At 41.3% G+C, this 24,325-nt stretch carries 15 protein-coding genes; 12 read left to right on the top strand and 3 right to left on the bottom strand.

Annotated elements, in window-relative coordinates; all coding sequences use genetic code 11:
- Positions 1-233: 233 nt before the first annotated feature.
- From IV512_RS09705 to IV512_RS09695, 3 genes are all read left to right on the top strand, one after another.
- Positions 234-3,368 carry a TonB-dependent receptor gene (locus IV512_RS09705; RefSeq protein WP_209402792.1) on the top strand — a complete coding sequence of 1,045 codons (3,135 nt, stop codon included), beginning with the start codon at positions 234-236 and terminating at the stop codon, positions 3,366-3,368.
- Between the two features lie 15 nt (positions 3,369-3,383).
- Complete coding sequence (locus IV512_RS09700) at positions 3,384-4,949, top strand: RagB/SusD family nutrient uptake outer membrane protein (protein ID WP_209402790.1); 1,566 nt, start codon at positions 3,384-3,386, stop codon at positions 4,947-4,949.
- 143 nt (positions 4,950-5,092) lie between these two features.
- Positions 5,093-6,676, top strand: a complete 1,584-nt coding sequence (locus tag IV512_RS09695) for a VCBS repeat-containing protein (protein WP_209402788.1) — start codon at positions 5,093-5,095, stop codon at positions 6,674-6,676.
- A 139-nt stretch (positions 6,677-6,815) separates the two neighbouring features.
- Here the strand turns inward: IV512_RS09695 and IV512_RS09690 are convergent, their stop codons facing one another.
- A complete protein-coding gene (locus tag IV512_RS09690) occupies positions 6,816-8,936 on the bottom strand; it encodes a RagB/SusD family nutrient uptake outer membrane protein (RefSeq protein WP_209402786.1) in 2,121 nt (706 codons plus the stop codon).
- A gap of 20 nt (positions 8,937-8,956) precedes the next feature.
- Complete coding sequence (locus tag IV512_RS09685; RefSeq protein ID WP_209402784.1) at positions 8,957-12,250, bottom strand: TonB-dependent receptor; 3,294 nt, start codon at positions 12,248-12,250, stop codon at positions 8,957-8,959.
- 579 nt (positions 12,251-12,829) lie between these two features.
- Between IV512_RS09685 and IV512_RS09680 the strand changes: the two genes are divergently transcribed.
- The 9 genes from IV512_RS09680 to IV512_RS09640 are packed head-to-tail and all read left to right on the top strand — an operon-like array spanning position 12,830 to position 23,132.
- Positions 12,830-13,828 (top strand): DUF4861 family protein, encoded by a 999-nt coding sequence (locus IV512_RS09680; RefSeq protein ID WP_209402781.1) that lies wholly within the window; start codon positions 12,830-12,832, stop codon positions 13,826-13,828.
- Between the two features lie 31 nt (positions 13,829-13,859).
- Positions 13,860-15,101, top strand: a complete 1,242-nt coding sequence (locus tag IV512_RS09675) for a glycoside hydrolase family 105 protein (protein WP_209402780.1) — start codon at positions 13,860-13,862, stop codon at positions 15,099-15,101.
- A 15-nt stretch (positions 15,102-15,116) separates the two neighbouring features.
- Positions 15,117-16,553, top strand: coding sequence for a GntP family permease (locus IV512_RS09670; protein WP_209402778.1), 1,437 nt, complete (start codon positions 15,117-15,119; stop codon positions 16,551-16,553).
- The gene (garD, locus tag IV512_RS09665; RefSeq protein WP_209402776.1) at positions 16,554-18,092 is read left to right on the top strand and encodes a galactarate dehydratase; all 1,539 of its coding nucleotides are present in this window, start codon (positions 16,554-16,556) and stop codon (positions 18,090-18,092) included.
- A 19-nt stretch (positions 18,093-18,111) separates the two neighbouring features.
- Entirely contained in the window at positions 18,112-19,026 is a 915-nt protein-coding gene (gene kdgD, locus IV512_RS09660) for a 5-dehydro-4-deoxyglucarate dehydratase (protein ID WP_209402774.1), read from the top strand.
- A gap of 1 nt (position 19,027) precedes the next feature.
- Complete coding sequence (locus IV512_RS09655) at positions 19,028-20,026, top strand: pectinesterase family protein (RefSeq protein ID WP_209402772.1); 999 nt, start codon at positions 19,028-19,030, stop codon at positions 20,024-20,026.
- Positions 19,980-20,768 carry a rhamnogalacturonan acetylesterase gene (locus IV512_RS09650; protein WP_371743281.1) on the top strand — a complete coding sequence of 263 codons (789 nt, stop codon included), beginning with the start codon at positions 19,980-19,982 and terminating at the stop codon, positions 20,766-20,768. The genes IV512_RS09655 and IV512_RS09650 overlap by 47 nt, the downstream gene beginning before the upstream one ends.
- Positions 20,765-22,129 carry a glycoside hydrolase family 28 protein gene (locus tag IV512_RS09645; protein WP_209402768.1) on the top strand — a complete coding sequence of 455 codons (1,365 nt, stop codon included), beginning with the start codon at positions 20,765-20,767 and terminating at the stop codon, positions 22,127-22,129. The genes IV512_RS09650 and IV512_RS09645 overlap by 4 nt, the downstream gene beginning before the upstream one ends.
- Before the next feature lie 13 nt (positions 22,130-22,142).
- Positions 22,143-23,132 (top strand): alpha/beta hydrolase, encoded by a 990-nt coding sequence (locus IV512_RS09640; protein WP_209402766.1) that lies wholly within the window; start codon positions 22,143-22,145, stop codon positions 23,130-23,132.
- Between the two features lie 10 nt (positions 23,133-23,142).
- On the opposite strand, the gene IV512_RS09635 is transcribed toward IV512_RS09640, so the two are convergent.
- Positions 23,143-24,288, bottom strand: a complete 1,146-nt coding sequence (locus IV512_RS09635) for an exo-alpha-sialidase (RefSeq protein ID WP_209402765.1) — start codon at positions 24,286-24,288, stop codon at positions 23,143-23,145.
- Between the last annotated feature and the right edge of the window lie 37 nt (positions 24,289-24,325).

Raw genomic sequence — 24,325 nt, 5'->3', positions numbered from 1 at the left:
CGGATAAAATGTTTTGAGATACATAAATATAGACTAATTCAGTAATCGAATTTATACTATTTAGGGCTATAATTTGTTAAAATACTATTTTGAATTAAAATTTTAACATGAAGTTTGCAAATTTTTAGTAATATTGAGCAATCGATTACATTTTATGACTGTAACGTCTATGACTTCATCGATTAATATTGAAAATCGCCAAAGTTGCAAAATCGACATTTAAAATTCTAAGTATGAAAACCAAAAACAAAAACAAACTTCACATTCTGTTTTTAGTACTGTTGATGTCCGCGCCGATATACGCGCAAAATTCACTGACTGTAAGTGGTACTGTATCCGACGAAAGTGGAGTGCCCTTACCAGGTGTAACCGTATTGGTAAAAAACACTACAAACGGTACAGCTTCAGATTTTGACGGTAATTATAGTATTAATGCCAATTCGAATGCCGTCTTGGTATATAGCTATATCGGTTATAAAACCCAAGAAGTTGCGGTGAACGGTCAAACTACCATCAATACGGTTATGGTAGAAGATGCCAGTGAGCTTGACGAGGTCGTGGTGGTTGGCTACGGTACCCAGAAAAAGAGTGATTTAACGGGGTCGGTAGCGTCTGTATCCGCCGAGGAACTTAATTCGCAACCTATTACCTCTATGGAGCAGGGCTTGCAAGGGAGAATAGCCGGTGTCAATATCACAAATAATACATCTGCTCCGGGCGGTGGTATTAGTGTAAAGATTAGAGGTACAACCTCAATTCTGAACGGTAATGAACCTTTATATGTGATTGACGGCTTTCCTGTCACGGGGCAATCTCAATTTTCTACAAGCGCTGGAAGAGGTCAAGATAGTAGTACGGGCACTGATTATACGGTCAACCAAAACCCGTTAGCTTCATTAAATCCTTCCGATATTCAGTCTATCGAGGTACTTAAAGATGCCTCAGCTGCTGCCATATATGGCGTTCGTGGTGCCAATGGCGTAATATTAATAACCACTAAGAGAGGGCAGCAAGGGGCTCCGCGAATTTCTTATAATGGGTATGGCGGTATACAGTCTGTATCGAATAAGATAGACATGCTCAATGCCCAAGAGTATCAGAATATATATAATGAAACTGCTGCGAACAGTAACGACCCTGTAGTTTTTACTGATGCTCCGGCAAACGATACCGATTGGCAAGATGAGATTTTCAGAAGTGCTTTGATTCAGAATCATCAGATTGGTGTAAATGGAGGTACCGAAGCCGTTCAATATAACTTATCCGGAAGTGTTTTTGAGCAAGAAGGTATAATAAAAGGCTCTGACTTTACCAGGTATTCACTAAGAACCAACCTTGATATTCAGGCGAGCAAAAAATTCAAGATAGGTACTTCTCTAAATATTTCGAGGGCTATAAATAATGCGGCTGAAACAGAGGGCGAGGCTACCAATAGTATAACGGCCCTTGCCCTGTCTACCTCTCCTATACTACCTATATATCAACCAGATGGCACCTATTCAAGTAATAGGTTCGTAGTTAATGCTCCAGATGCACAGGGTAGTTTAAACCCCGTCGCATTTATAAATGAATTTTCAGATAAGAGTGTCAATACCCGTATCTTGGGTACTTTATACGCAGAATATGATTTGATCAAAGATTTAAAATTCAGGGTAAGTGTTGGTGCCGATATCGAAAATCGCGACCGACATGTTTATAGAACCTCAAAATTCAATAACGAAAACCCCCTTAATTCAGCTGATGTAAGTTCTGTCAATAGAAGTTCGCTGTTAAACGAAAACACGCTTAACTACAATAAAACTTTTGGAAATCATAATTTACAGTTGTTGGGCGGATTTACTTTACAGCAAGAGACTGAGGAGTTCAGACTGATATCAGGTAGAGGCTTTGCCACCGATATTACAGGGCCCTACGATTTGGGTGGAGGCTCTGTTGTGCCCTCGGTCGATTCTAGATATGCCGAATTCAGTATCGTTTCATTTCTAGGTAGGGTAAACTACAATTATGATGATCGCTACTTGATTACGGTAACAGGTCGTCGAGATGGCTCTTCAAAATTTGCCGCCGATAACAAATGGGCCTTTTTTCCTTCTGCAGCTCTGGCATGGAGAATTTCTAATGAGTCTTTCATGTCTGAATCGAATTTTTTCGACAACTTAAAATTTCGGGCAGGTTGGGGTCAGGTAGGTAATCAAGAATTACCAACGTACAGATCGCTGGCTCTTTTGCAATCTGCCCCGTATAATTTTGGTGATGGCACTACCGTAAACGGGTTTTCACCCCTTCGCGTACCAGTGCCCGATTTGACCTGGGAAATAACCAGTCAAGCCAACTTTGGTTTAGACGCCTCCATTCTTAGAGGTAGGCTAAATGCTACTTTTGATTATTATATCAAAAAAACCGAAGATTTGTTGCTCGAGGTTCGTTTACCTGAAACCTCGGGAATCATTGATCCCTCTGTACAGAACTTAGGTGAAATGGAAAATATTGGATGGGAGCTTTCTATGGACGGGACAATCATAAATACGGACAATTTCGGTTGGAATGTTGGTTTTAACCTCTCAGGAAACAAGAATGAGGTCACCTCTTTGGGTAGTCCAAGTGAAGTGGGTGATGGAGACCAGTCTTATGAAATTGCGCAGCCCACGTTTGCCGGATCGACGCCAAGATCATACGTTTCGGTCGGGGAACCTACCGGAGTATTCTTTGGGTACAAAACCGATGGTCTGTACCGCAGTCAAGGAGAAGCCGATGCAGGGCAGACACTTCAAAATGGTGTGCTACCCGGTATGGTACGTTATGTAGATGTTAATGGCGATAACGTGCTAGATAGTAATGACAGAACGGTTTTGGGAAGTCCGCATCCAGACTTACTTTATGGATTCAATACAAGTTTTACGTATAAAAATTTAGAGTTAAGAACGTTTTTCCAAGGTCAAAAAGGAGGATTGGTCTATAACGCCATGAGAAGGTTCAATACCTCCGTAACAAGGGGGCAGAACGTATTGAGCGAGCGGGCCGACTATTGGACTCCGCAAAACACCGATGCAGTATGGCCAACACCTTACCAAAACTCACCTTTGGTAGGAGGTTCAGGAAATATTGGTGAATCTGACTTTTTCCTAGAAGATGCAAGCTATTTGAGAATGCGTGAAATAACGCTCACCTATAATTTTCCGGAAGGTTTTCTCGGCAATGTAGGGGGATCAATATATGTAACCGGACAAAACCTGATAACAATAACCGATTATTTGGGGTATAACCCTGACACGAACGGTCGGGCCAATGTAAGAGGCTCTTTCGGTTGGGACATCAGCTCTTATCCGCTGGCAAAAACGGTATTAATGGGATTGAAACTTGACTTCTAATAAAAAATTACTAAAATGAAAAATACAATTTATTTACTATTGGTCTGTCTAGGGGTTTTCTCTTCCTCTTGCGAAGATTATCTAGAGGAGATTCCGAAAGACTCGATATCACCCGTAAATTTTTATCAAACGGAAGAAGATGCATTAGCTGCTGTAAATGGGGCCTATGCGGCTTTAAGAGTTAATGATTACTATTCAAGGTATTGGATGACGTCTAGTACGCTAGCTTCTGACGGGTGTTTCTCCCGATTGAGCGCAACTTCTGATCGAGGTGAAATCATAACATTGAACGATGCCGGTATGGTGGGCAGTAGCCGCTACAATATCGCTATATGGGGTGCGGTTTGGCAGGCCGTCAACCGAGCTAATGCGGTTTTAGATAATGTTCCCGAAATTGAAATGGATGAGGCACTCAAGACCAGAATTCTCGGCGAAGCAAAATTTCTTAGGGCACTGACCTATTTTAATATGGTCAGACGATGGGGCGGCGTGCCCCTTATCTTAACGGAGACGGTTACTTCCGATATCGGTGAATTGCAGGTATCTCGAAATACCGCCGATGAGGTTTACACACAGATTATTACAGATTTGACGGAGGCCATGCAAGCATTGCCCAATATTAATCAGTATTCAGGTAGCGATGTGGGGCGTGCCTCGAAAGAGGCTGCACAGGGCATGTTGGCCAAAGTACAATTGTATCGAAAAGATTGGGCCAATGCCAAAACGAATGCCGTAGCGGTAATCAACTCTCCCAGTGGCTTAGATTTAGTGCCCGACCCTAAAGATAACTATTGGCAATCAACAGGTAGCGTCGATAATAATGTTGAAAGTATTTTTGAGGTACAATACAACGGAATCTCGCCACAGGGTCATCAATTAGGGAATAACTTCGAGCCGAACAGTAATGGGTATGGTCCAGGTCAGTGGGGCACGATTATTGGCAGCTTATGGTGGTTTAACCAGTTTGGTGAGCAAGATAAGCGCAAAGAAGCTACTTGGCTGACCGAATTTCCTAGCCTTGAGGGCGACACCATAGTACAATGGTATGAAAACACTTATCCTGTTCCACATATAAACAAATACCGTGATCCACTGAACAAAGTATCCGACGGTATGGCATATAATATAAAAGTGTTACGATTTGCCGACGTATTATTGACGGCGGCAGAGGCAATAAATGAAGACGAAGGGCCAGGTAACGCCTATCAATATGTTAATAGGGTAAGAACTCGCGCAGGTCTGCCCGATTTGTCAGGCTTGTCTCAAGAGCAACTTAGAGACTCGATCTATCTTGAATTTAGGAAAGAGCTATGTTATGAAGGGCAAGATTATGAAGAATTGGTAAGGCAGGGCAAGTTGTTGACCAATAAGGTGGCTTATGCTACCTATACCGTTCCACCGATGTTCGATGATAACGGTGATCCATTTACACCGAACCAAGCTCTTTTAGATCTTATAGCGCGCTATCAGCCGAATTTAGATTTCTATGAATTGGACGATTGGAATACCATCTTCCCCTTACCACAAGACGCATTGGATAAAAATCCCAATCTGGAACAGAACCCAGGTTATCCTCAATAAAGAAAAGGGCGAAATTTTCGCCCTTTTTTCTTTTCTAGCCTTTTGACCATCTCTGTCAATATTTAGCAATGCCTTACGACAAGGCTTAGGTTATAATGGATAATTATTGCATTTTTATAGTGTAAACCATTCAAAAAGGTTCAATGCTTTTTAGATTTTTCAGTTTTCTAATTTTCTTGTGTTGGCTTTTCATATCGTGCAACGACAACGCTTCTAAAAAAAAAATACCCTCAGATCTAAAAGAATCATCTCAAAGTAAGCCCTCAGGTGAGAGCTTGGCTAGAACTTATTGCGCCAGTTGCCATATTTTTCCTGAACCGGAATTACTTGCAAAAAGTACATGGCAGTTCGGGGTTTTACCGCAAATGGCATATCGCATGGGTATCTATAGCGATATCACTAGAGAAAGTCTGATTGAATCGAATGCTGGAGGGTTTCTGGTCGAAGAAAGCAATATTTTCCCAAGGCAGCAATTGGTAAGCAATCTAGAGTGGGAGTCAATAAAGCAATATTACATTGAAAAAGCTCCTGATTCTGTTTTTCAGTTGCAGAAAGAACTGAATGAAAGCAATTCCCATCTTAAGGTGTCATTATCCGATTTTCGTATTTCACCTCCAATGATTACTGCAATTAATTTCAATGCAGAGCTAAATCAGGTCTATGTGGCCGATACCAAACAAGACTATAGTACATTGAATATATTGAGCAGTGACCTAAAATCATTGAGTACCTTGGCATTGCCATCGGCCATTTCACACATAACCCACAAGTCAGATACTATATTTGCTACCTTAATGGGCAGTTTTACCCCTTCCGATAACCCAAACGGTAGTTTGGTCAAAATTTTCAAAAGACCAGGTGATAAGGATTATAAGGGTTTTAGCAGTGTACTGAAGAACCTACAGAGACCCGTACAGAGCATTTTTGAAGACCTTAACGGTGATGGTCTTGAAGATATTCTGGTTTGCGAACACGGCAATCATACGGGTAAGCTGAGCTTGTTTCTAAAACGAAAAGATCGAGGTTACGACAAACGAATATTAAGCTATGATCCAGGTGCGGCTGCTGTAAATATAGTTGACCTGAACAACGATGGACTAAATGATATCATAGTATTAATGGGCCAAGGCAAAGAAAGAATTGATGCCTACTATAACGAAGGTGATGGAGAATTTAGACTGAAAAACTTATTAAGATTTCCCGCTGTCTATGGTTCTGTATCCTTTTCTATGGTCGATTGGAACAAAGATGGGCATGCCGACATTATGTATGTTAACGGAGATAATGCCGATTACTCAAGGTTCCCAAAACCCTATCACGGTCTACGCATCTATATCAACGATGGTGATGATAATTTTAAGGAGGCCTTTTTTCAGCATCAAAATGGGGCATATAAGGCAGTTCCCTATGATTTTGACAAAGATGGTGACCTAGACATTGCACTTGCTTCCTTCTTTCCCGATCTAATAGAAGCGCCGCAGGAAGGATTCATTTATATGGAGAACAAAACCGTGAACGATTCCATTGCATTTAGGTTGAGTACTTTTGCAGGGTCAGGTTCCGGAAGATGGCTTGTTATGGAGCCTACCGATGTGGATCAAAATAACTTTCCAGAATTGCTTTTAGGTTCATTTACCGGCATGGCAATCAATGGTGATAAAGATGGCAAAACCGCTAGCCAATTTGCCAAAAATTCGCCTACCTTGCTGTTGCTAAAGTTTGATTGAAATGCAGATACGGTTTACTATTTCCTTAATCCGTCGACAAGAAAAAGGGCCACTTAAAAAGCGGCCCCAAATTCAAACTAACTCAAAAAAAATACTAAAAATCAATCGCTACCAGACGATTGAGCCTTTAAATATTGTGCTACTCGGAAGCATGCCCGTAACCTTGTGTTATTAATCCCTTCGATTTTGAAAGAGTCTCAAACGGAATGGCTCTCATGTACCTAGGTGGTTCACCGGCTTGATAATATGAGTCTGGATAGCCTTTAAAAATATCAGAGGTATACTGACTTTCGTTGGCAACCATATTGGCTCCCCATGGTGTCATTTCATAACCATCGGCCTCGAGGGCTGCCGCTACTGGTCCATCGGGGTCGATATATTCATAAAGACCTCGAATGGCAAGGTTTACCTTGTCACTTTCTAGGGTGCTGATATAATCGGTCCAAAGGTCACTGGTTCCTCGCCAGCCGGGTACAAGTACCGGGTATGCAGGGTCGTCAATTGTAATATTCTGTGGTGTTTGGGTGGTTAAAAGATTTATGGATGTGTCAAAATCATCTTTATTGTTTACATACTTCGTCCAAACAAAGTTTGAAATAGTCATGCCTGTTTCAGGAAAGGTATAGAACCCATCACTCTTCAGACCTTCTACCATGGCAATTTGTCTGTCTCTCAAGCTTTTTATTCTCTCGGGCATTTGGCCATAAAGAGTCATGTCCCAACGAGTTTTGCCTTCTCCGGCCAGTTCTAGTTTTCGTTCAAAGGCAATGGCATCTAACAGTGATTGACCAGAAAGGCCTCCGATGTACCCATCTACCATTTCAGCTTGATCAGAAGGCCAAAAAGCACGGCTTCTCACCTTGGTCAAATAAGTCTTTGCCGTAGCTTCATCTCCAGTGGCAGCCGAAGCATACGCCAAGTCTAACATTACATCGGCCATACGCAATTGTTGCCAGTTACAGCCTGATTTTCTTTGGGCGTCGGTGAAGGGATCTTCAAAACGTGATTCGTCCAGTTTGTTCATTGCCAATCCCCCCTTTTCCCTACTTCCAGGTTCAAAATTTATCAAGCGTTCAGAGGCGGCACCCGAATTGGCCGTAATACATGCAGTAACATCTCTTCGTCTATCATTGGGTTGATAATCACCGTAATAAAAACTTGCATATATTCTAGCTTGCCCATAGTTTTTTGGAGGATATGCGTTTGATCCGCCACCACCCGATGGACGACCGAATGAATAGGGAAAATCTGAATTGAACCCGCGGGTATAGCCAGACTCATAAATGGATTCAGGGCTAATTTCCAAGTCCATTAGATATTGAAAATTACGTTGAAAGGGGTTGTCGAAACCAGCACCTCTATCATCTGATTCTATCAAACGTGCCGAACCGGGATTATTGACTACATTCAAATAGTGTTCCTTCGCTGTTTGCATATAAGATTGCCAATCGCTACGTCTAACATACTTGGCTTGCCAAGTAGAATTATCTATTCCGATTTGGTTGAAGGTTACGTTACCGTAATCGAAATCGGTTCTTCGTAATTGGTATCCGGCGGCATCAAATGCCAATCTGCCGATCAGGGCATCGACATAAGTACCTGAAAAACGTTCTGCATTAATACCACCTTCGCCCAAGCGGTACATCATAGGAACCACTTTTTTAAGGGCCGCAATCTCGTTGTCGTAAACCAAATCTCTAGAACTTAAACCTAAAGTGTCGGTTTGTGCGGTAGTTTTAATAGCATAATCGAAGTATGGAACGTCACCATAATACCGTACCAAAAGTTTGTAACATGTAGCCCGTGCTGCAACCGCCTCACCATAAATCTGAGTCCAAGCGCTAGGGGAACCCTTGGCCAGAGCTTGTTGATATTCATCTTTTTCTTCAATAGCCTCTATCATTATATTACACCTGTTGATAACGGTATAACACTCTTTCCAAGTTGTGGCCGAATTGCCATCGTTAATGTTAAATTCAGAGGCAAAAAGACCCTCAGGAATATGCCTGCCCTGTGAGGCATAGTTTTCAGGATGGCGTTCTGAGTCAGAACCTACCACTTCGGTTTCATAATAAAGCAAACGATCAAGATCGTACCATATTTCATAAATACCGGCCATCACTTTTTGTGCATCTTCTGCTGACGCGAAAACAAAGTCTTCATCAACACTAGAAGGAGCCGGAGCATCTAAAAACTCGTCTTCGCACGCCGTACCTACAACAATTAGGGCGATAGCGATGATATATATATACTTTTTCATAATTTATAAATGATTAAATTTTAAAATTCGATATTAACTCCTAAAGTAAAGGTTCTAGGTCTCGGGTATGATGCGTAATCTAGACCTGGAGTAGGGTAGAATCTACCATCATCTGGATCTGGATTGGGGTCTACATTGATTTCAGGATCAAACCCACTATAATTAGTTAAGGTGAATACATTAAATACGGAACCATAAATTCGAAGTTTGTTAAGGCCAATTCTGTTCGACTCAGGAATGGTATAGCCTAAAGTTAGGGTGTTCAGTCTCAGAAATGACCCGTCTTCGATTCCGAAAGTTGTATTGATACTACTTTCTGGATAAGGTAAAAAGGTGGTCGCATTGGTGTTTAGGGCATCCAGTGCGGCAGGTTCTACAACTTTCGTTAATTGCCCATCGATTACATCGTAGATTTTATAATGACCCGCTAATTCTTGAAATCTGTTTCTGAATAATCCGGCTTCTTTATTGCCCAAATAGGCCTCCACATGAGTAGCGTTGTATATGTCATTGCCGTAACTCCACACGAAATTCAGGCCAAAATCAAAGGCTTTGTAATTACCCGTCAAGCTAAAGCCTCCGGTGTGAACGGGGTTGGCATTACCAATAACACCAAGATCTTCTTCGTCGACTATACCATCGCCGTTACTATCTTTAACTTTCTGTACGCCTGGGTAAGCTGTCTGCTCTCCAGGCTTGTTACTAAATGTTCCGTAAATGTTAGGTAAAAGACCACTGGCATAATCTGGCACACCTTCTTTAAGGGTATAAATTTCTGTGCTTGGGTCGTAGTTGAAATCGTCGGTAGTATACCACCCATCATGTTCCCAGCCTCTATATAAACCTACGGGTTCGCCAACGGTAAGAAAGTAATCACCTGACCCGGGGGCATGACGTACTCCGCCAAAATTTGATTTATATTCACCATTGATACCTTCATCAAGTTCATCGACGTTGCCACGATTGAGGTTGAAATTAATGCTTCCGTTCAAATTGAAATTATCGGTGCTTACTAGACTTCCACTGAATGAAATTTCGATACCCTTATTACTAGTCGAACCAATATTGTCTTGCGTAAATTGAAAACCCGTAAGGTCTGATACCGGAGTTACAAGGAGTAGATCTTCAACCGTATTTTTATAAACCTCTACGGTTCCGGATAGCTTTGAATTGAACAGCGTAAAATCTAGACCGATATTTCTAGTTATGGTAGTTTCCCACTTTAAATTTGGGTTGGCTATCAGGCTAGATGCGGGCCTGTATTGTGGTTGTAGGGCTTCGTTAATCGAATAAGTTCCCGTAGTTGACGCCCAACTCTGCTTCCATAATTCTGCACTTATGGCATCGCTACCAACTGAGCCATAAGATAAGCGCAGCTTTAAATCATCTAACCATGAGGCATTCTGAAGAAATGATTCTTCAGAAATACGCCATGCAAAGGCAGCTGCAGGAAAATAACCCCAACGATTGCTTGGCGCAAATCTAGAAGAGCCATCGGCTCTAAAGGTAGCCGTCAACAAATATCGATCCATAAAGGAGTAGTTGGCACGACCAAAGTACGATTGTAGTCGGTTTGCGGGAGAAACATAAGTTGTATAAAAGTTTAAATCAGGAAAATCACTATTGGAATCACGCATGTTTGCCCACGCCCTTTCAGAGTCATAGGCCGATGGATACCTAACTCCAGTTGCTTCAACATATTCAGAACCACTATCAGCTACTTCCATACCTGCGAGAATGCTCAAACTGTGGTTGTCTCCCAGTCCTTGAACTTCATAATTCAAGGTGTTTACCAAGCGTAAGTTCCAGCCTTCACTGGCTCTGACCCGAGCATTGCCCCCGTCGGTCTGAACACCATCGGGAGTAAAATAGTTATTTACGTATGGGCCCGTCCATGTCTTGAGTTTACCCCAATTAGAACTAAGCCCAAGATCTGCCTTTGCCGTTAACCCATTAAAGATTTCCCATGACAGTGCCGTGTTAAGCACCAAAGACCTTGATATATCTTGATTCTCGGTGTCATTTAAAAGAGAAACAGGATTATAGGAATCTTGAAGAACTGAATTGTAGTCGCCCAATTGGGTATTGCTCGTAATATCGGAATCACCTAAAATATCAGATGTGTTGATAGGTCTGAACCAATAAGCATTATGGTTGCCATCGTTATTACCTTCGCTTTCTTGAACGAAACGGGCGTTCAATGAAAGATCGAGCTTATCGTTTATTTTTTGATCGAGCTTTAGCTGCAGGTTGGTTCTTTTGTAGTACGACCTAACTTTGTTGCCTTCTTGATCGATATGATTGAGTGATAATAGATATCTTGTATTTTCAGTGCCACTCGAGATATTTACATTATGGTTTTGCGAAATAGCGGAGTTGTATAACTCTTTGGTAAAATCTCGGCTTTCTACGTTTCGATAGTAATCGATTCCTGATGTGTTGCTTCCTTCAAACTGTCCGATTTTCCATAATCGCTCCCAAGCGTCGGAATACTGGTCGCCAATAGCTTTTCCGTAAGCCCAGTTGAACTGAATATAATCATAGCCATCCATTACAGGTATATACTCTGGTATGTAGCTGTATTGCGTATAACCGTCGTAAGAAACTGTTGTCTTGCCGATTTTGCCGCCTTTTGTGGTTACTATAATTACCCCATTGGCACCCCTTGCACCATAAATTGCCGTCGAAGAGGCATCTTTGAGCACATCAATGCTTTTAATTTGATTACCGGGAATGTTACTGATAGTACTAACGGGAAAGCCGTCAACGATAAATAATGGTTGGTTGCTTTGTGATATAGATCCGCCGCCTCTTACCCTAATGTTCACATCTGCTCCAGGTCTACCATCTTGTGTGGTAATTTGAACACCGGCCAATTTACCTTGTAGTGCTTGAGCCGCATCAGGCACTGGAACTCCAGCAATTTCAGATCCGGAAACTGAAGCGATGGAACCGGTGACATCTCTTCTTGTCGATGTACCATAGCCTACTACCACCACCTCGTCGAGTAAGCTGGCATCCTCGGTCATGGTAATATTAAAGTCGGTCTGTTGGCCTACGACAATTTCTTGGGGTTTATACCCGATATAGCTAAAAGTCAAAACATCATCGGTTTGGGCAGAAAGCGTAAAGTTGCCGTCAAAATCTGATGCAGTACCGGTCGTAGTTCCCTTTAAGATTACGGAAACTCCGGCCAATGGCACACCCGCCTCATCTGATATAGTGCCTGAAATAACTTTCTCTTGAGAGAAAGCTAATGTACTAATTAATAATGTGTTAATTAACACAAATGCACGCATTAATGAAATCCTCATAAGATTGGTAGTTTAATAATAGTTGAATGTAATCGATTGCATCAAATATATAAAAATTATGGTATTCACAATTACTTAACATAATTTTTTTTAATCCTGTGTTTTTTAAGGAGGTCATTGGAGTATTTATCAATGCATCGTGATTTGAATAATTTATTTGGGCGACAAAAGAGTCTCGTGCACGATTTTCAGTAAGTATTTATATTTCTTTAGCACTTCTTATGTGAAATAGAATCCTCATTAAATTGCTAAAAAAGCGTAAAAAAGATCTCTAAATGTAAAATCCCTTAATTTTTAAAGATTTATTTCAATAGAATTAAAAATATTTCAATATGTTTGTAATCGATTGCATTAGAAAAAGTCGCTTTTTCTTTATATGGATGAATAAAATATTGGGTGCGAAATAACAGTTGGTCAAATTGAATTTGATGCCAGAGTAAGAATAAAAATAGTTTCTTTAAGTTAGTTTAGTTTGAGGGTTTGGGAGAAGAAATTCTATCAAACCCTTTTTTAAACCAAAATGTCTAAATGAATTTATAGTATCTTTTAACTATAACCTAAAAACATATTTATATGGTCATGAACCAAAAACTTTTATTGGTAGTATTAGTAAGCTTATTAGGTGTCTGCTGTAAAGAAAAGTCGAAGGAAGAAAAATTGGACCAAGTTGTTGAAAGCAAACCGACTACTCAAAAAACCTATGCCGAAATATCAATAAAAGAAGGGGGGCAGTGGGAAGGCACCAAGTACATAGGCGAAAACCTGACATTCAAGAATGTCGATTACCTTAAAGCTCCAGATAGCCTTACCGATCATTCGTACTATGTGCGTTATGAAGGTCCTGGCTGGGAAAGTAACAAAGTGGGTTACCGTATTTATTTCGATTGGCGAAATGCCATTGATGTCTTCGGCAAGAAGGTTGATACCATGGTGCTGTCTAAAGTAGGTGTCGACAATTATGACTCTTATCACGAAGATAGTGCATGGGGCATGGATGTTTTGAAAGCTGGTAGCTCATTGGGAATTGGTTCTTACGGAAGATTTGACGGAGATAAAAATGTCGAACATTTTAAAGAAGTGGAGTCAAGAGATGTTCGAATTCGAAACTCTGAACAAGGTTCCGGAGTTACTATTAATTATTTAGGATGGACGGCCTTCGATGAGACTTTAGATTTAAAAACAGACCTTTTTATAGAACCTGATTCAAGAATGACCAAAGCCACATTAAGTCCTTCAAAGGCTATAGAGGGTCTATGTACCGGTATAGTCAAATTCGACGAAATAGAATTGATCGAAAAACAAAGCGAGAATGGTGATTGGGGCTATTTGGCCACGTATGGCGAACAAACCTTGGTGCCCGATAACTTGGGTATGGTCATATTCTACAAAACGGATAGGGTTGATAAGGTAGCAGAATCCGAACATGATCATTTATTGGTTTTCAAACCCTCTGAAGACCCCGTCACCTATTATTTTGCCGCTGCTTGGGAGAAAGAAAAAGACGGACTAAAATCGAAAGAAGAGTTCATAAATTATATTGATGATCGCTTGAATGAACTTGCTCGAACTCCTGAATAATAAATTATTTCTAACGACTAAACCTTATACGATGAAAAGACGAACAAGAACTTTAGTTTCAATTTTATCACTAATGGTAATCTCTGTTTCACTGGTCAATTGCAAAAGCGAAAAGAAAGAGGCTCAATCCGATAAATCGGTAGAAAAAATAGTTGCAGAAGATTTAAAATGGTCAGAGCGAATGGCGCTTTCGGAAATTCATAGATTTCCTGACCCGACACTTCTTGATTTTCAAGAAAAGTCACGCTGGAGTTATACTAACGGTTTAGTGTTGCAGGCCATGTCTAGGGTAGTCGAGAGTACGCCCAATGATAAAATTTCAGATTACATTTATGATTATGCCAATAGAATGGTAAAGGAAGATGGTACTATCAATACCTATAAGTTGAGCAATTATAATCTTGATATGATCAAATCAGGTGATGTGCTTTTTTACCTGAATCAGAAAAAGGAAGAGCCTAGGTTTAAAATGGCTATGGATACCCTTCATCAACAGTTGGTTGATCAACCAGTGGTTTCTGAAGGTGGATATTGGCATAAAAAAAGATATCCTCACCAAATGTGGTTAGATGGTCTCTATATGGCTGAACCTTTTCATGCAAAGTATGCCACCCATTTTATGGACGATGATGAGGCCAAAACAACCATAGACAAGATTGTACTACAATTCGATCTTATTGAAAAGCACAGTAGAGACCCTGAGACCGGACTCTATTTTCACGGATGGGATGAAAGCAAAGAACAGCGCTGGGCGAATAAAGAAACAGGTCTCTCTGAACATTTTTGGTCGCGGGGCATGGGTTGGTACGGAATGGCTTTGGTTGATATTATAGAACTGCTTCCCGACGACCATCCAGGAAAGGAAAGAATCAAGGGCTATCTCAATCAATATGCCGAGGCCATCATTAAATATCAAGACGATACAGGAACTTGGTATCAAGTTCTTGATTTGCCCGATCGTGAGGGCAATTATTTAGAGGCAACAGGCACCTGTATGTTTACCTATACCTTGGCAAAGGGAGTAAATAAAGGCTATTTGCCCGAAAAATTTATGCAACATGCAAAGAAAAGTTATGAAGGTATTTTGACGGAATTCATAAGTGTTGAAGACAACGGGGTAGTAAACCTGAACCGTTGTTGCGGGGTGGCCGGTCTTGGTGGTGATCCTTATAGAGACGGTTCTTTTGACTATTATGTGAACGAAATTATACGATCGAACGACCCTAAGGGTACCGGTCCTTTTATGATGGCTTCCTTAGCGCTTGACCGTTAAAATTCAGATTCGAATATGATTGATCCGTTGTATATAATTCTGATAGGTACGGCAACGGTTTTGTTCTGTATTATAAAGTTAAAGCTACACGCTGCGGTCTCTTTACTATTGGCCGCCTTGGTCACCGCTTTTTTGACATCCCCTGAACAGGTAATGGCCTTTGCGGGCAGTCAGGGTATGGGCGAAAAAGAGACTCAAGTTTTGGTCAATATGAGTTTGGGCAAGAGGTTGGCGGCAGCTTTTGGTAATACAAGTGGTAAAATAGGTATTCTTATTGCTTTGGCCTCGATTATTGGCACTGCGCTCATGAGAAGTGGCGGGGCGGAGCGTATAATTAGGGCACTTCTAAAGCTTTTCGGCAAAAAAAACACGTCAATCGCACTACTCACTGGCAGCTTTACACTGGCGATTCCCGTATTTTTTGATACGGTCTTTTATTTGATGATTCCTTTGGTCAAATCGGTGGGCGTTAGAAGTTCAAAGCAGTTTGGCCTCTACCTGATGACTATTATAGCTGGTGGGGTTATGGCGCATTCTTTGATTCCGCCCACGCCTGGTCCTCTTTTTGTGGCCGAGGAAATGGGAATTGATTTGGGTGCCATGATTATTGGCGGACTCTGTGTGGGTGCCATTACTGTAGTCTGTGGATATTTTTATGCCCTTTGGGCCAATAGAAAGTGGGATCTGCCCATGCGCGATACCCCCGACATAACCATTAATGACTTAAAGCAATTTTCTGAAAAAAAGCAAGAAGAACTCCCTTCATTATGGCTCTCGTCATTACCTGTTGTTCTTCCCATTATCTTGATTACCGGTAATACCTTTTCGAAAATGGCCTTGGAGGCTGCCGGAGACAATGCAAGCGATGTTCAACGTACAATAGCAAATCTCTTTTCCACTTTGGGTGATGCCAATATTGCCTTGTTGATATCAACCCTGATCGTAATGTACGTATTGTGGAAACGATTAAAAGATATCGACCTGTTCAAAAAATTTATTTTCGAGGCATTGAGCAGTGCTGGCATGATTATTTTGATTACCTCGTGCGGAGGTGCCTTCGGGCAAATGCTCCAACAGACCGGTATTGGCATACGAGTCGGTGAGCTGGCGGCCAATTATCAAATGGCAGTACTGCCTTTGGCATTTTTCATTTCCGCAGGTGTTCGAACTGCACAGGGTTCGGCCACTGTAGCTATGGTTACCGCTATTGGTGTAATTGGCGGTTTGGCCCAAGCAGATTTGGCATTTCACCCCGTTTACATTGCCTTGGCTATAGGCTGTGGGTCGAAAGTTTTCGCTTGGATGAACGACAGTGCATTTTGGATCATCACCAAAATGAGCGGTATGGAAGAAAAAGAGACCATACGATACTTTTCCTTTTTGCTTTTGGTTATGGGCTTTTCTGGTCTAATCGCGGTCATGTTATTGTCAAAACTCTTACCTTTTGTCTAAATGGCCGAAAAGGGAAACATCTTAATCAAATCATCAGCAATTGACAATGTCGGCATCGTTGTCGATTCCCAAGGGTTAAAGAAGGATTCTATAATTAATGACGGCCCAACTTTGGTCGAAAATGTACCTATGGGCCATAAGGTGGCTCTACAAGACATAAACAAAGGAGATGCTATCACAAGATATGGGCAGACCATAGCATATGCGGCCCAAGACTTAAAAAAAGGCCAATGGGTGAACGAGCTGAATATTAGTCTGCCTGAACCACCGTCACTTGATTTAATTTCGATTACAGAAAACACTTTTGAAGAGCAAGAAGAACTTACCGGTTATACTTTTGAGGGCTTCTTAAACGACGATGGCTCTGTAGGTACCAAGAATGTACTTGGCATAACTACTAGTGTTCAATGCGTGGCAGGGCTAGTGGAGTATGTAGTCCGAAAGATTCAGAAAGAGCTCCTTCCAAAATATCCAAATGTCGATGACGTTGTCGGGCTAACACATTCTTATGGGTGCGGAGTGGCGATTGACGCACCGGCAGCCATCATACCGATTCGAACGATACAGAATATTGCCAAAAATCCAAACTTCGGCGGTGAAGTAATGGTCATCGGTTTGGGTTGTGAAAAGCTTCGACCGGAGACGCTTCTTCCTGAAATACAGAAAGACAACAGTGAGAACGATATTATCTACATGCAGGATAAAAAATTCTACGGATTTATGGAAATGGTCGAAGGTGCGATAGCCTTGGCCGAAAAACATCTTAAAAAATTGAATGCCCGAAAGCGGGTCACCCGCCCTGCCTCTGATTTGGTCGTGGGCATGCAATGCGGCGGTAGTGATGCTTTTTCGGGTCTTACCGCGAACCCTGTAGCGGGCTTTGCTTCCGATTTAATTGTCAGGGCAGGGGGTAGCGTCATGTTTTCTGAGGTTACCGAGGTACGTGATGCTGTTCATTTATTGGTTCCTAGAACTACTCATACAGAGGTGAGTCGCTCACTTTTGAACGAAATGAAATGGTACGATGATTATTTGAATGCCGGTCATGCAGATCGTAGTGCGAATACAACACCAGGTAACAAAAGGGGAGGGTTGAGTACCATTGTAGAAAAATCGTTGGGTTCCATAGCCAAATCAGGCACTAGCCCTATTGTCGGGGTGATTCCTCCCGGAGGGCGTATAGAGAACAAAGGCTTAAATTTTGCCGCTACCCCTGCGGGAGATTTTGTCTGCGGAACTTTACAATTGGCCGCGGGTATGAATATGCATGTTTTTATGACCGGTCGGGGTACCCCTTATGGGCTTTCAATGGTCCCGGTAGTAAAGGTAGGTTCGAATACCGAGCTAAGTGAAAGATGGTATGATCTTATTGATTTTGATGCAGGTAAAGTAGCTACGGGCGATGCCACTATAGAAGAATTGGGTTGGCAATTGTTCCAGTTCATTTTAGATGTGGCCAGTGGAAAAAAAATGGTGGCTTGTGACCAACTGGGCATACATAATGATTTGGTGCTGTTCAATCCCGGTCCGTTAACCTAATAAAAATAATACTGAGAATATGGATTTTGAAAAAGTAAAGAGTGCCTTGGGAGACGGACTGTTGTCTTTTCCCATCACTGATATGAATGATAAGGGAGAATTTGATGCCCCAAGCTATACCGACAGAATCAAGTGGTTCGTTCAGTATGACGTGTCCGCTGTTTTTGTGGCCGGCGGAACAGGGGAGTTTTTTTCCTTATCCAAAGAGGAATACAAAGAGATTGTAACCATAGCAGCAAGTGAAGTAAACGGTAAGGTACCTGTGCTATCAAGTGTGGGCAGAAGTATTCCTGAAGCCATAGAATTTGCTAAAATAGCTGAAGAAGCTGGTATCGACGGTCTTCTTTTGATGCCTCCCTATTTGACCGGATGCCCTGAAGATGGGCTGATTACTTATGCAAAGACCATAATGCAAAATACAAAGTTGCCCGTGGTTTATTATAATAGGGCGAATGGAATTCTATCTAGCAAAGCCGTTGCAAAATTGGCGAGTGAATGTCCGAATTTTATAGGTTTAAAAGACGGTACGGGCAACATGCAAGACTTAAATGATACGATAAAAACGGTAGGTGATCGCCTTACCTATATTGGAGGGGTGCCTACTGCAGAAATAATTTCGGAGGCCTATCTGTCGATTGGGGTGAACACCTATTCTTCAGCGGTATTCAATTTTGTTCCTGAAATGGCGCTATCTTACTATAAGGCCCTTAGAGCAGGTGACCACAACAAGGTAAAAGAAATTTTGACCACTTTTTTTATCCCCTTTATCAGATTGCGTAGTAAAAAATCAGGTTATGCGGTTAGCCTGATCAAAGCCGGAGCCAATTTAATCGGTAAACCTGCAGGTAATGTACGGGCACCGTTAGAAATGCCCACAGAAGCAGAAATCGAGGAGCTGAGATTAATGATTGAAAAAGCTAAATCATTGGTATAAAATGAAGTTTACTTTTCAATCTCTTCTTTGTGTATTTCTGGTATTCAGCTCTGTGGTTCATGGGCAAGAACAATCGACCAAAAAGATTGACATTTATAATATGACGGTTGCCCTAGACGGATCAGGTGATTTTACATCTATTCAAGAGGCAATCAATAGTGCCAAGGGTTTTCCTGATAAAAGGGTTACTATTAAGGTGCGTAATGGTGTTTACAAAGAAAAAATTGAAGTTTACGAATGGAACAATAGAATGAGTATCATTGGGGAAGACCGAGAGAAGACAATTATTACCTATAATGACTATTTTGACAAGCTAGGTGTTGGTCGCAACAGTACTTTTCACACGCCCACTTTATTGGTTCAAGGGAATGATTTTTATGCTGCCAACCTAACCATTGAGAATACTGCGGGCGAAGTTGGCCAAGCTGTAGCTCTGGCAGTAAATGCCAACCGAATTTTTGTCGAGAATTGTAACATTACAGGAAATCAAGATACGCTCTATGTGACGGGAGAAGGCTTCAAACAGTTTTACAAAAACTGCTATATTGAGGGAACAACCGATTTTATTTTCGGTCAGGCGACCGCTCTTTTTCAAGATTGTACTCTTCATAGTAAATCAAATTCTTATATCACAGCGGCTTCGACACCTCAAAATGAAGAGTTCGGATACGTTCTTAAAAACTGTAAGTTGACCGCTGCGGAAGGTGTAGATTCTGTGTTTTTAGGAAGACCTTGGCGAACCTATGCTAAAACAGTTTTCATCGAATGTCATATGGGAGAACATATTGTTCCCTCGGGGTGGGATAATTGGTCGAACCAAGAAGCTGAAAAACAATCGTATTATGCTGAATATAAAGGTTCGGGCCCTGGTTTCAGACCAAAAAGTCGTGTCGAGTGGTCGCATCAGTTAAGTGAAAATCAAGCTAGGGATTATATTAAAAAAAATATATTGAATGATAGAAAAGATGTTGGTGACCCATGGTATTCTAAATTCGAGTAAAATGAAAATTCAAATCGTTCTGCTTTTAATGTTGCTTGGGGCTTGGCCAACCATAGCTCAAGACACCACCATTTATTGCATTGGCGATTCGACGATGTCAGATAAAAAAGAGCCTGAAAAGAACCCTGAGCACGGGTGGGCGCAAGTGCTAGCCCACTTTTTTACCGAAAAGGTCAAAATAGATAATAGGGCCAAGAACGGGAGGAGCTCCAAAAGTTTCATTTCCGAAAAAAGATGGGATTCTGTACATACTTCCCTGAAAGCGGGAGACTATGTATTCATACAATTCGGCCATAATGATCAAAAATTTAAAGATTCCAGTAGATTTACCAATCCCCATACAACATACAGGCATAATTTAATTCGTTTTGTAAAGGAGACCAGAGCGAAAGGTGCCACCGCGATTCTTTTTACATCGATAGTCCGCAGAAACTTTAATGAATTTGGCACTCTTGTCGATACCCATGGCGATTACCCTGTTGTGACCAGAATGGTGGCCAAAGAGTACGACGTGCCCTTGGTCGATTTAGAATATTTGACAGAGATTCTTGAAACTTCATATGGGCCTGAGGCATCCAAGAAGTTGCATTTGCATTTCGAAGAGGGTGAGCACCCTTATTATCCAGAAGGTATACAAGATAACACCCACCTTTCTAAAAAGGGAGCTTTGTTGGTCGCTGAATTGGCGGTTAAAGAGATTAAGTCGTTTGAACTGCCTTTGTCTAAATTGATTGGTTTATGAGGTATTTGACTTTTTTGTTAATAGGTTTTCTGATTGCTTTTCCAAAGCAATCAAACTCACAAATAAATGTAGATGAAGATTCGATAATCTCTGAAATAGAACGTCGGATTTCATTACCGGAAATTCCCGATTATTCGGTGTCAATTACCCAGTTTGGTGCTAAAGGCGATTCGCTCACAGATTGTAAACGAGCTTTTGATAAGGCATTAAAACATTTGAACAAGAAGAATGGGGGCACCCTTGTAGTACCATCGGGTACATATATGGTAAACGGCCCTATACATTTAATAAGCAACCTCAATTTACATTTAGAAAAGGGGGCTAATATAAGATTTGGCGATAACCCTGAAGATTATTTACCTATGGTGAAAACTAGTTGGGAGGGCACTATTCTTTATAATTACAGTCCTTTGGTATATGCGAGGGGCAAAAGCAATATTTCTATTACTGGGGAAGGCGTAATTGATGGAGAGGGTCACAAAACATGGGCAGAATGGAAGCCAAAGGAAAACGCTGATAAACTATTAAGTAGAGAATTTAACCATTCGGGAAAGCCCATAACAGAAAGAAAGTTTGGTGAAGGTCATTTTTTAAGGCCCCAATTGGTTCAGTTCTTTGACTGCAAGAATATTTTGTTAGAAGGTGTTCGTTTCGAAGATTCGCCCTTTTGGTGTGTACATCTCTTGCGTTCGAATAATATTACCATAAGGGCTATTTCTTATGATGCACATAATAAGAACAATGATGGTATTGATCTAGAATACTCTAGTGATGTACTTATTGAGAATGTCGATTTTAATAATGCCGATGATAATATAGCCATTAAGGCAGGGCGAGACCACGAAGGCAGGTCGAACGCAAAAACACCTTCTGAAAATATCATCATTAGAAATAATAGGTTCAAAGGTTTGCATGCCTTGGTAATCGGTAGTGAAATGTCGGCCGGGGTAAGAAATGTATTTGTAGAGAACAATCAAGCGAGTGGTTACCTAAAGCGGGGTATTTATTTCAAGACCAATTCTGATCGTGGGGGGTATATCAAAGATATATTTATCAATGATCTACAATTGGGTCAAGTGGAAGATGCACTATTTATGACCGCCAATTATCATGGAGAAGGTAGTGGCTCATATCCTTCAAAAATATCTGATATTACAATTTCAAATGTTACCTGTGAAAGTGTTAGCAATACGGGCATTGTAATAGAAGGTTTTAAAGGCAGTAAGGTAGAAAATGTTTTGCTTGATTCAATCACGATCAAATCAGCTAAAAACGGATTAACGCTCACTAATACCAAGAATGTCGAGTTTAATGAAGTGGTTATTGGTGAAAAGGCGGGAACTCCCAGTTCTGTAAAATAAACCTATCTGAATTATGCTCAGTAAAAACAAACTTCGAATTCCATTGGTGGCTTTATGCAGCTTATTGTTTTGTACAGGTCAATCGCAATCTTTGAAGGGTGTTACCGGCATTAAAGACACTTCGTATACTACCGCTTCAGCTTTTGCGAAAGATGTGGTCCATCATCCGGAGATAGAGGTGGTGAAAGAGTTCAAATTCGAAACGGTAAAAGAAGAACGGAACATAACTTATACAACGATAGGAAACCGAGAGTTAAAACTTGATGTTTTTAAAAATGTCATAAGTGAAAATTTGGGTGTGGCGGTTATCATAATTCATGGGGGGGGATGGCGTTCCGGTGACCGTTCACAACATTACCCCATGGCCCAAAAGTTAGCCAGTTTGGGCTATGTTTGTTTTACACCCGAGTATCGTCTGTCGACTGAAGCATTATTTCCTGCCGCTATTTATGACCTTAAGGCCGCTGTTCGCTGGGTTAGAACTCATGCTGAGAAGTTCAAGTTTTCCCCAAAACAAATCGTGGTTTGTGGTTTTTCTGCAGGAGGCGAATTAGCTGCCTTTCTAGGAACAACTGGTAATATGCCCTTGTTTGAAGGTAATACAGAATCAGCGAAGCCAAATTCGCAAGTGAATGCGGTCATCGACATCGACGGCACTTTGTCTTTTGTACACCCAGAAAGTGGTGAGGGTGATGATAGCAAACGTACCTCTGCGGCTACCTATTGGTTCGGATATTCAAAAAAGGAAAAACCTATTTTATGGCAGGCTGCCTCACCTTTAGCGTATACCGGCCCTGAAACTCCCCCGACATTATTCATTAATAGTTCTGTTGACCGTATGCATGCCGGGCGCAACGATTACATTAAAATATTAAATGAACAATCCACCTATTCAAAGGTGGTCGATTTTAAAGAAGCACCTCACTCGTTTATTCTGTATCAGCCTTGGTTCGACCCTTCTATCAAAGCCATGGATGATTTCATGAAAGAGGTTTTTGAATAATAGCGTAATACTATCGATTTTTTTTAAAAGCTTTCAGGGAGAGTTTACCTTCTTGGGGCCATTTACCTTCAATAATAGCTTGTTCCGCCAGTTTCGAAGGGTCGAGAACCACATGTTTGATGCGGTCTCGATGCCAAGTATATACAATATGAACCAAACCATCTTCAGTCTGAATTACCGAAGGATAAGAAAATTGTTTGCCAGGTTCGTTAAGGTATTCAAGAATAGCACTGGCACTCCAATCCTTACCATTATTACTCAAGGCAACATTCAATATGCCCCGCCCTTTATGGCCCATACCTTCTTGGTTTCTGGTAGAATGGTTGTAAACTAATAAATGTCGACCATTTTTTAGCGTTATTCCATCTAACCCAGAATTGTTATTGGGTAGGTTACTAGCTCCTAATGCCGACCATGTAAGACCGCCATCATTTGACCAGCTTTCGGCGATAAATTTTGATTCTGATCGGGTGCGTGCCAGTAATTGTATTCGGTCATCGGAATGAACTAGAAGAGTCGGCTGAATGGCACCAATTTTTGCCTCTGGATTTAGGGGCCCTATGTGCTTCCAGCTTTCGCCCTCATCGGTACTACGTTCAATATGTACGCGCCAGCCGTGTTCGTCTTCTGTGCTAGAAGGAGATAAAATGGTGCCGTCGTTAAGCCGTATGGGTTTGTTTTTTATGGCGCCCAAAAGCGGAGCATCTAATTTTTGGGCGGAGCTCCAAGTGCTTCCGCCATCCATTGAGGTCTTTAGCCGCCCTTGAAATTGTTTGTCTTTAATCACTTTGTAGAGTAAGAATAATTTTTCATTCTTGTTCATAAATAGCACTGGGTTGCCGGTGGCCTTCCTATCCCCATCGGGTTCGACACCATCGGCTACGCTAACAGGTTTAGTCCATTTTCCATTTATAGGCTTTCGCGTAATGTAAATCTCTACATCGGGGGCGGCCTCACGGGATCCCGCAAAAAAAGTACATAGAAGCTCTCCATTAGAGAGTTCTACTACCGATGCGGAATGACAAGATTTGAACAATGGTGAGTTGATGAAAACATATTCTGAAACCACCATGGCCTGTTCATGTGCCGAGGATTTCTCTTGACACCATAGGTTCGAAATAAAAAGAATCAAAACGCTAATGGCAATAGATTTCATATCAAAATTATATTCAAGGCGGTAATTCAGGTAAGAA

The sequence above is a fragment of the Pseudozobellia sp. WGM2 genome (assembly GCF_017810075.1).
Taxonomy (GTDB): domain Bacteria; phylum Bacteroidota; class Bacteroidia; order Flavobacteriales; family Flavobacteriaceae; genus JADNYK01.
Note: the sequence above shows the minus strand (reverse complement) of the source record. Positions and strands in the feature narration are given on the sequence as shown.

Coding starts and splice junctions, on each gene's coding strand:
- IV512_RS09635 (WP_209402765.1), bottom strand. CDS start 24,288: ATGAAATCTATTGCCATTAGCGTTTTGATTCTTTTTATTTCGAACCTA.
- IV512_RS09695 (WP_209402788.1), top strand. CDS start 5,093: ATGCTTTTTAGATTTTTCAGTTTTCTAATTTTCTTGTGTTGGCTTTTC.
- IV512_RS09640 (WP_209402766.1), top strand. CDS start 22,143: ATGCTCAGTAAAAACAAACTTCGAATTCCATTGGTGGCTTTATGCAGC.
- IV512_RS09690 (WP_209402786.1), bottom strand. CDS start 8,936: ATGAAAAAGTATATATATATCATCGCTATCGCCCTAATTGTTGTAGGT.
- IV512_RS09670 (WP_209402778.1), top strand. CDS start 15,117: ATGATTGATCCGTTGTATATAATTCTGATAGGTACGGCAACGGTTTTG.
- kdgD (WP_209402774.1), top strand. CDS start 18,112: ATGGATTTTGAAAAAGTAAAGAGTGCCTTGGGAGACGGACTGTTGTCT.
- garD (WP_209402776.1), top strand. CDS start 16,554: ATGGCCGAAAAGGGAAACATCTTAATCAAATCATCAGCAATTGACAAT.
- IV512_RS09705 (WP_209402792.1), top strand. CDS start 234: ATGAAAACCAAAAACAAAAACAAACTTCACATTCTGTTTTTAGTACTG.
- IV512_RS09655 (WP_209402772.1), top strand. CDS start 19,028: ATGAAGTTTACTTTTCAATCTCTTCTTTGTGTATTTCTGGTATTCAGC.
- IV512_RS09685 (WP_209402784.1), bottom strand. CDS start 12,250: ATGAGGATTTCATTAATGCGTGCATTTGTGTTAATTAACACATTATTA.
- IV512_RS09645 (WP_209402768.1), top strand. CDS start 20,765: ATGAGGTATTTGACTTTTTTGTTAATAGGTTTTCTGATTGCTTTTCCA.
- IV512_RS09675 (WP_209402780.1), top strand. CDS start 13,860: ATGAAAAGACGAACAAGAACTTTAGTTTCAATTTTATCACTAATGGTA.
- IV512_RS09680 (WP_209402781.1), top strand. CDS start 12,830: ATGAACCAAAAACTTTTATTGGTAGTATTAGTAAGCTTATTAGGTGTC.
- IV512_RS09650 (WP_371743281.1), top strand. CDS start 19,980: ATGATAGAAAAGATGTTGGTGACCCATGGTATTCTAAATTCGAGTAAA.
- IV512_RS09700 (WP_209402790.1), top strand. CDS start 3,384: ATGAAAAATACAATTTATTTACTATTGGTCTGTCTAGGGGTTTTCTCT.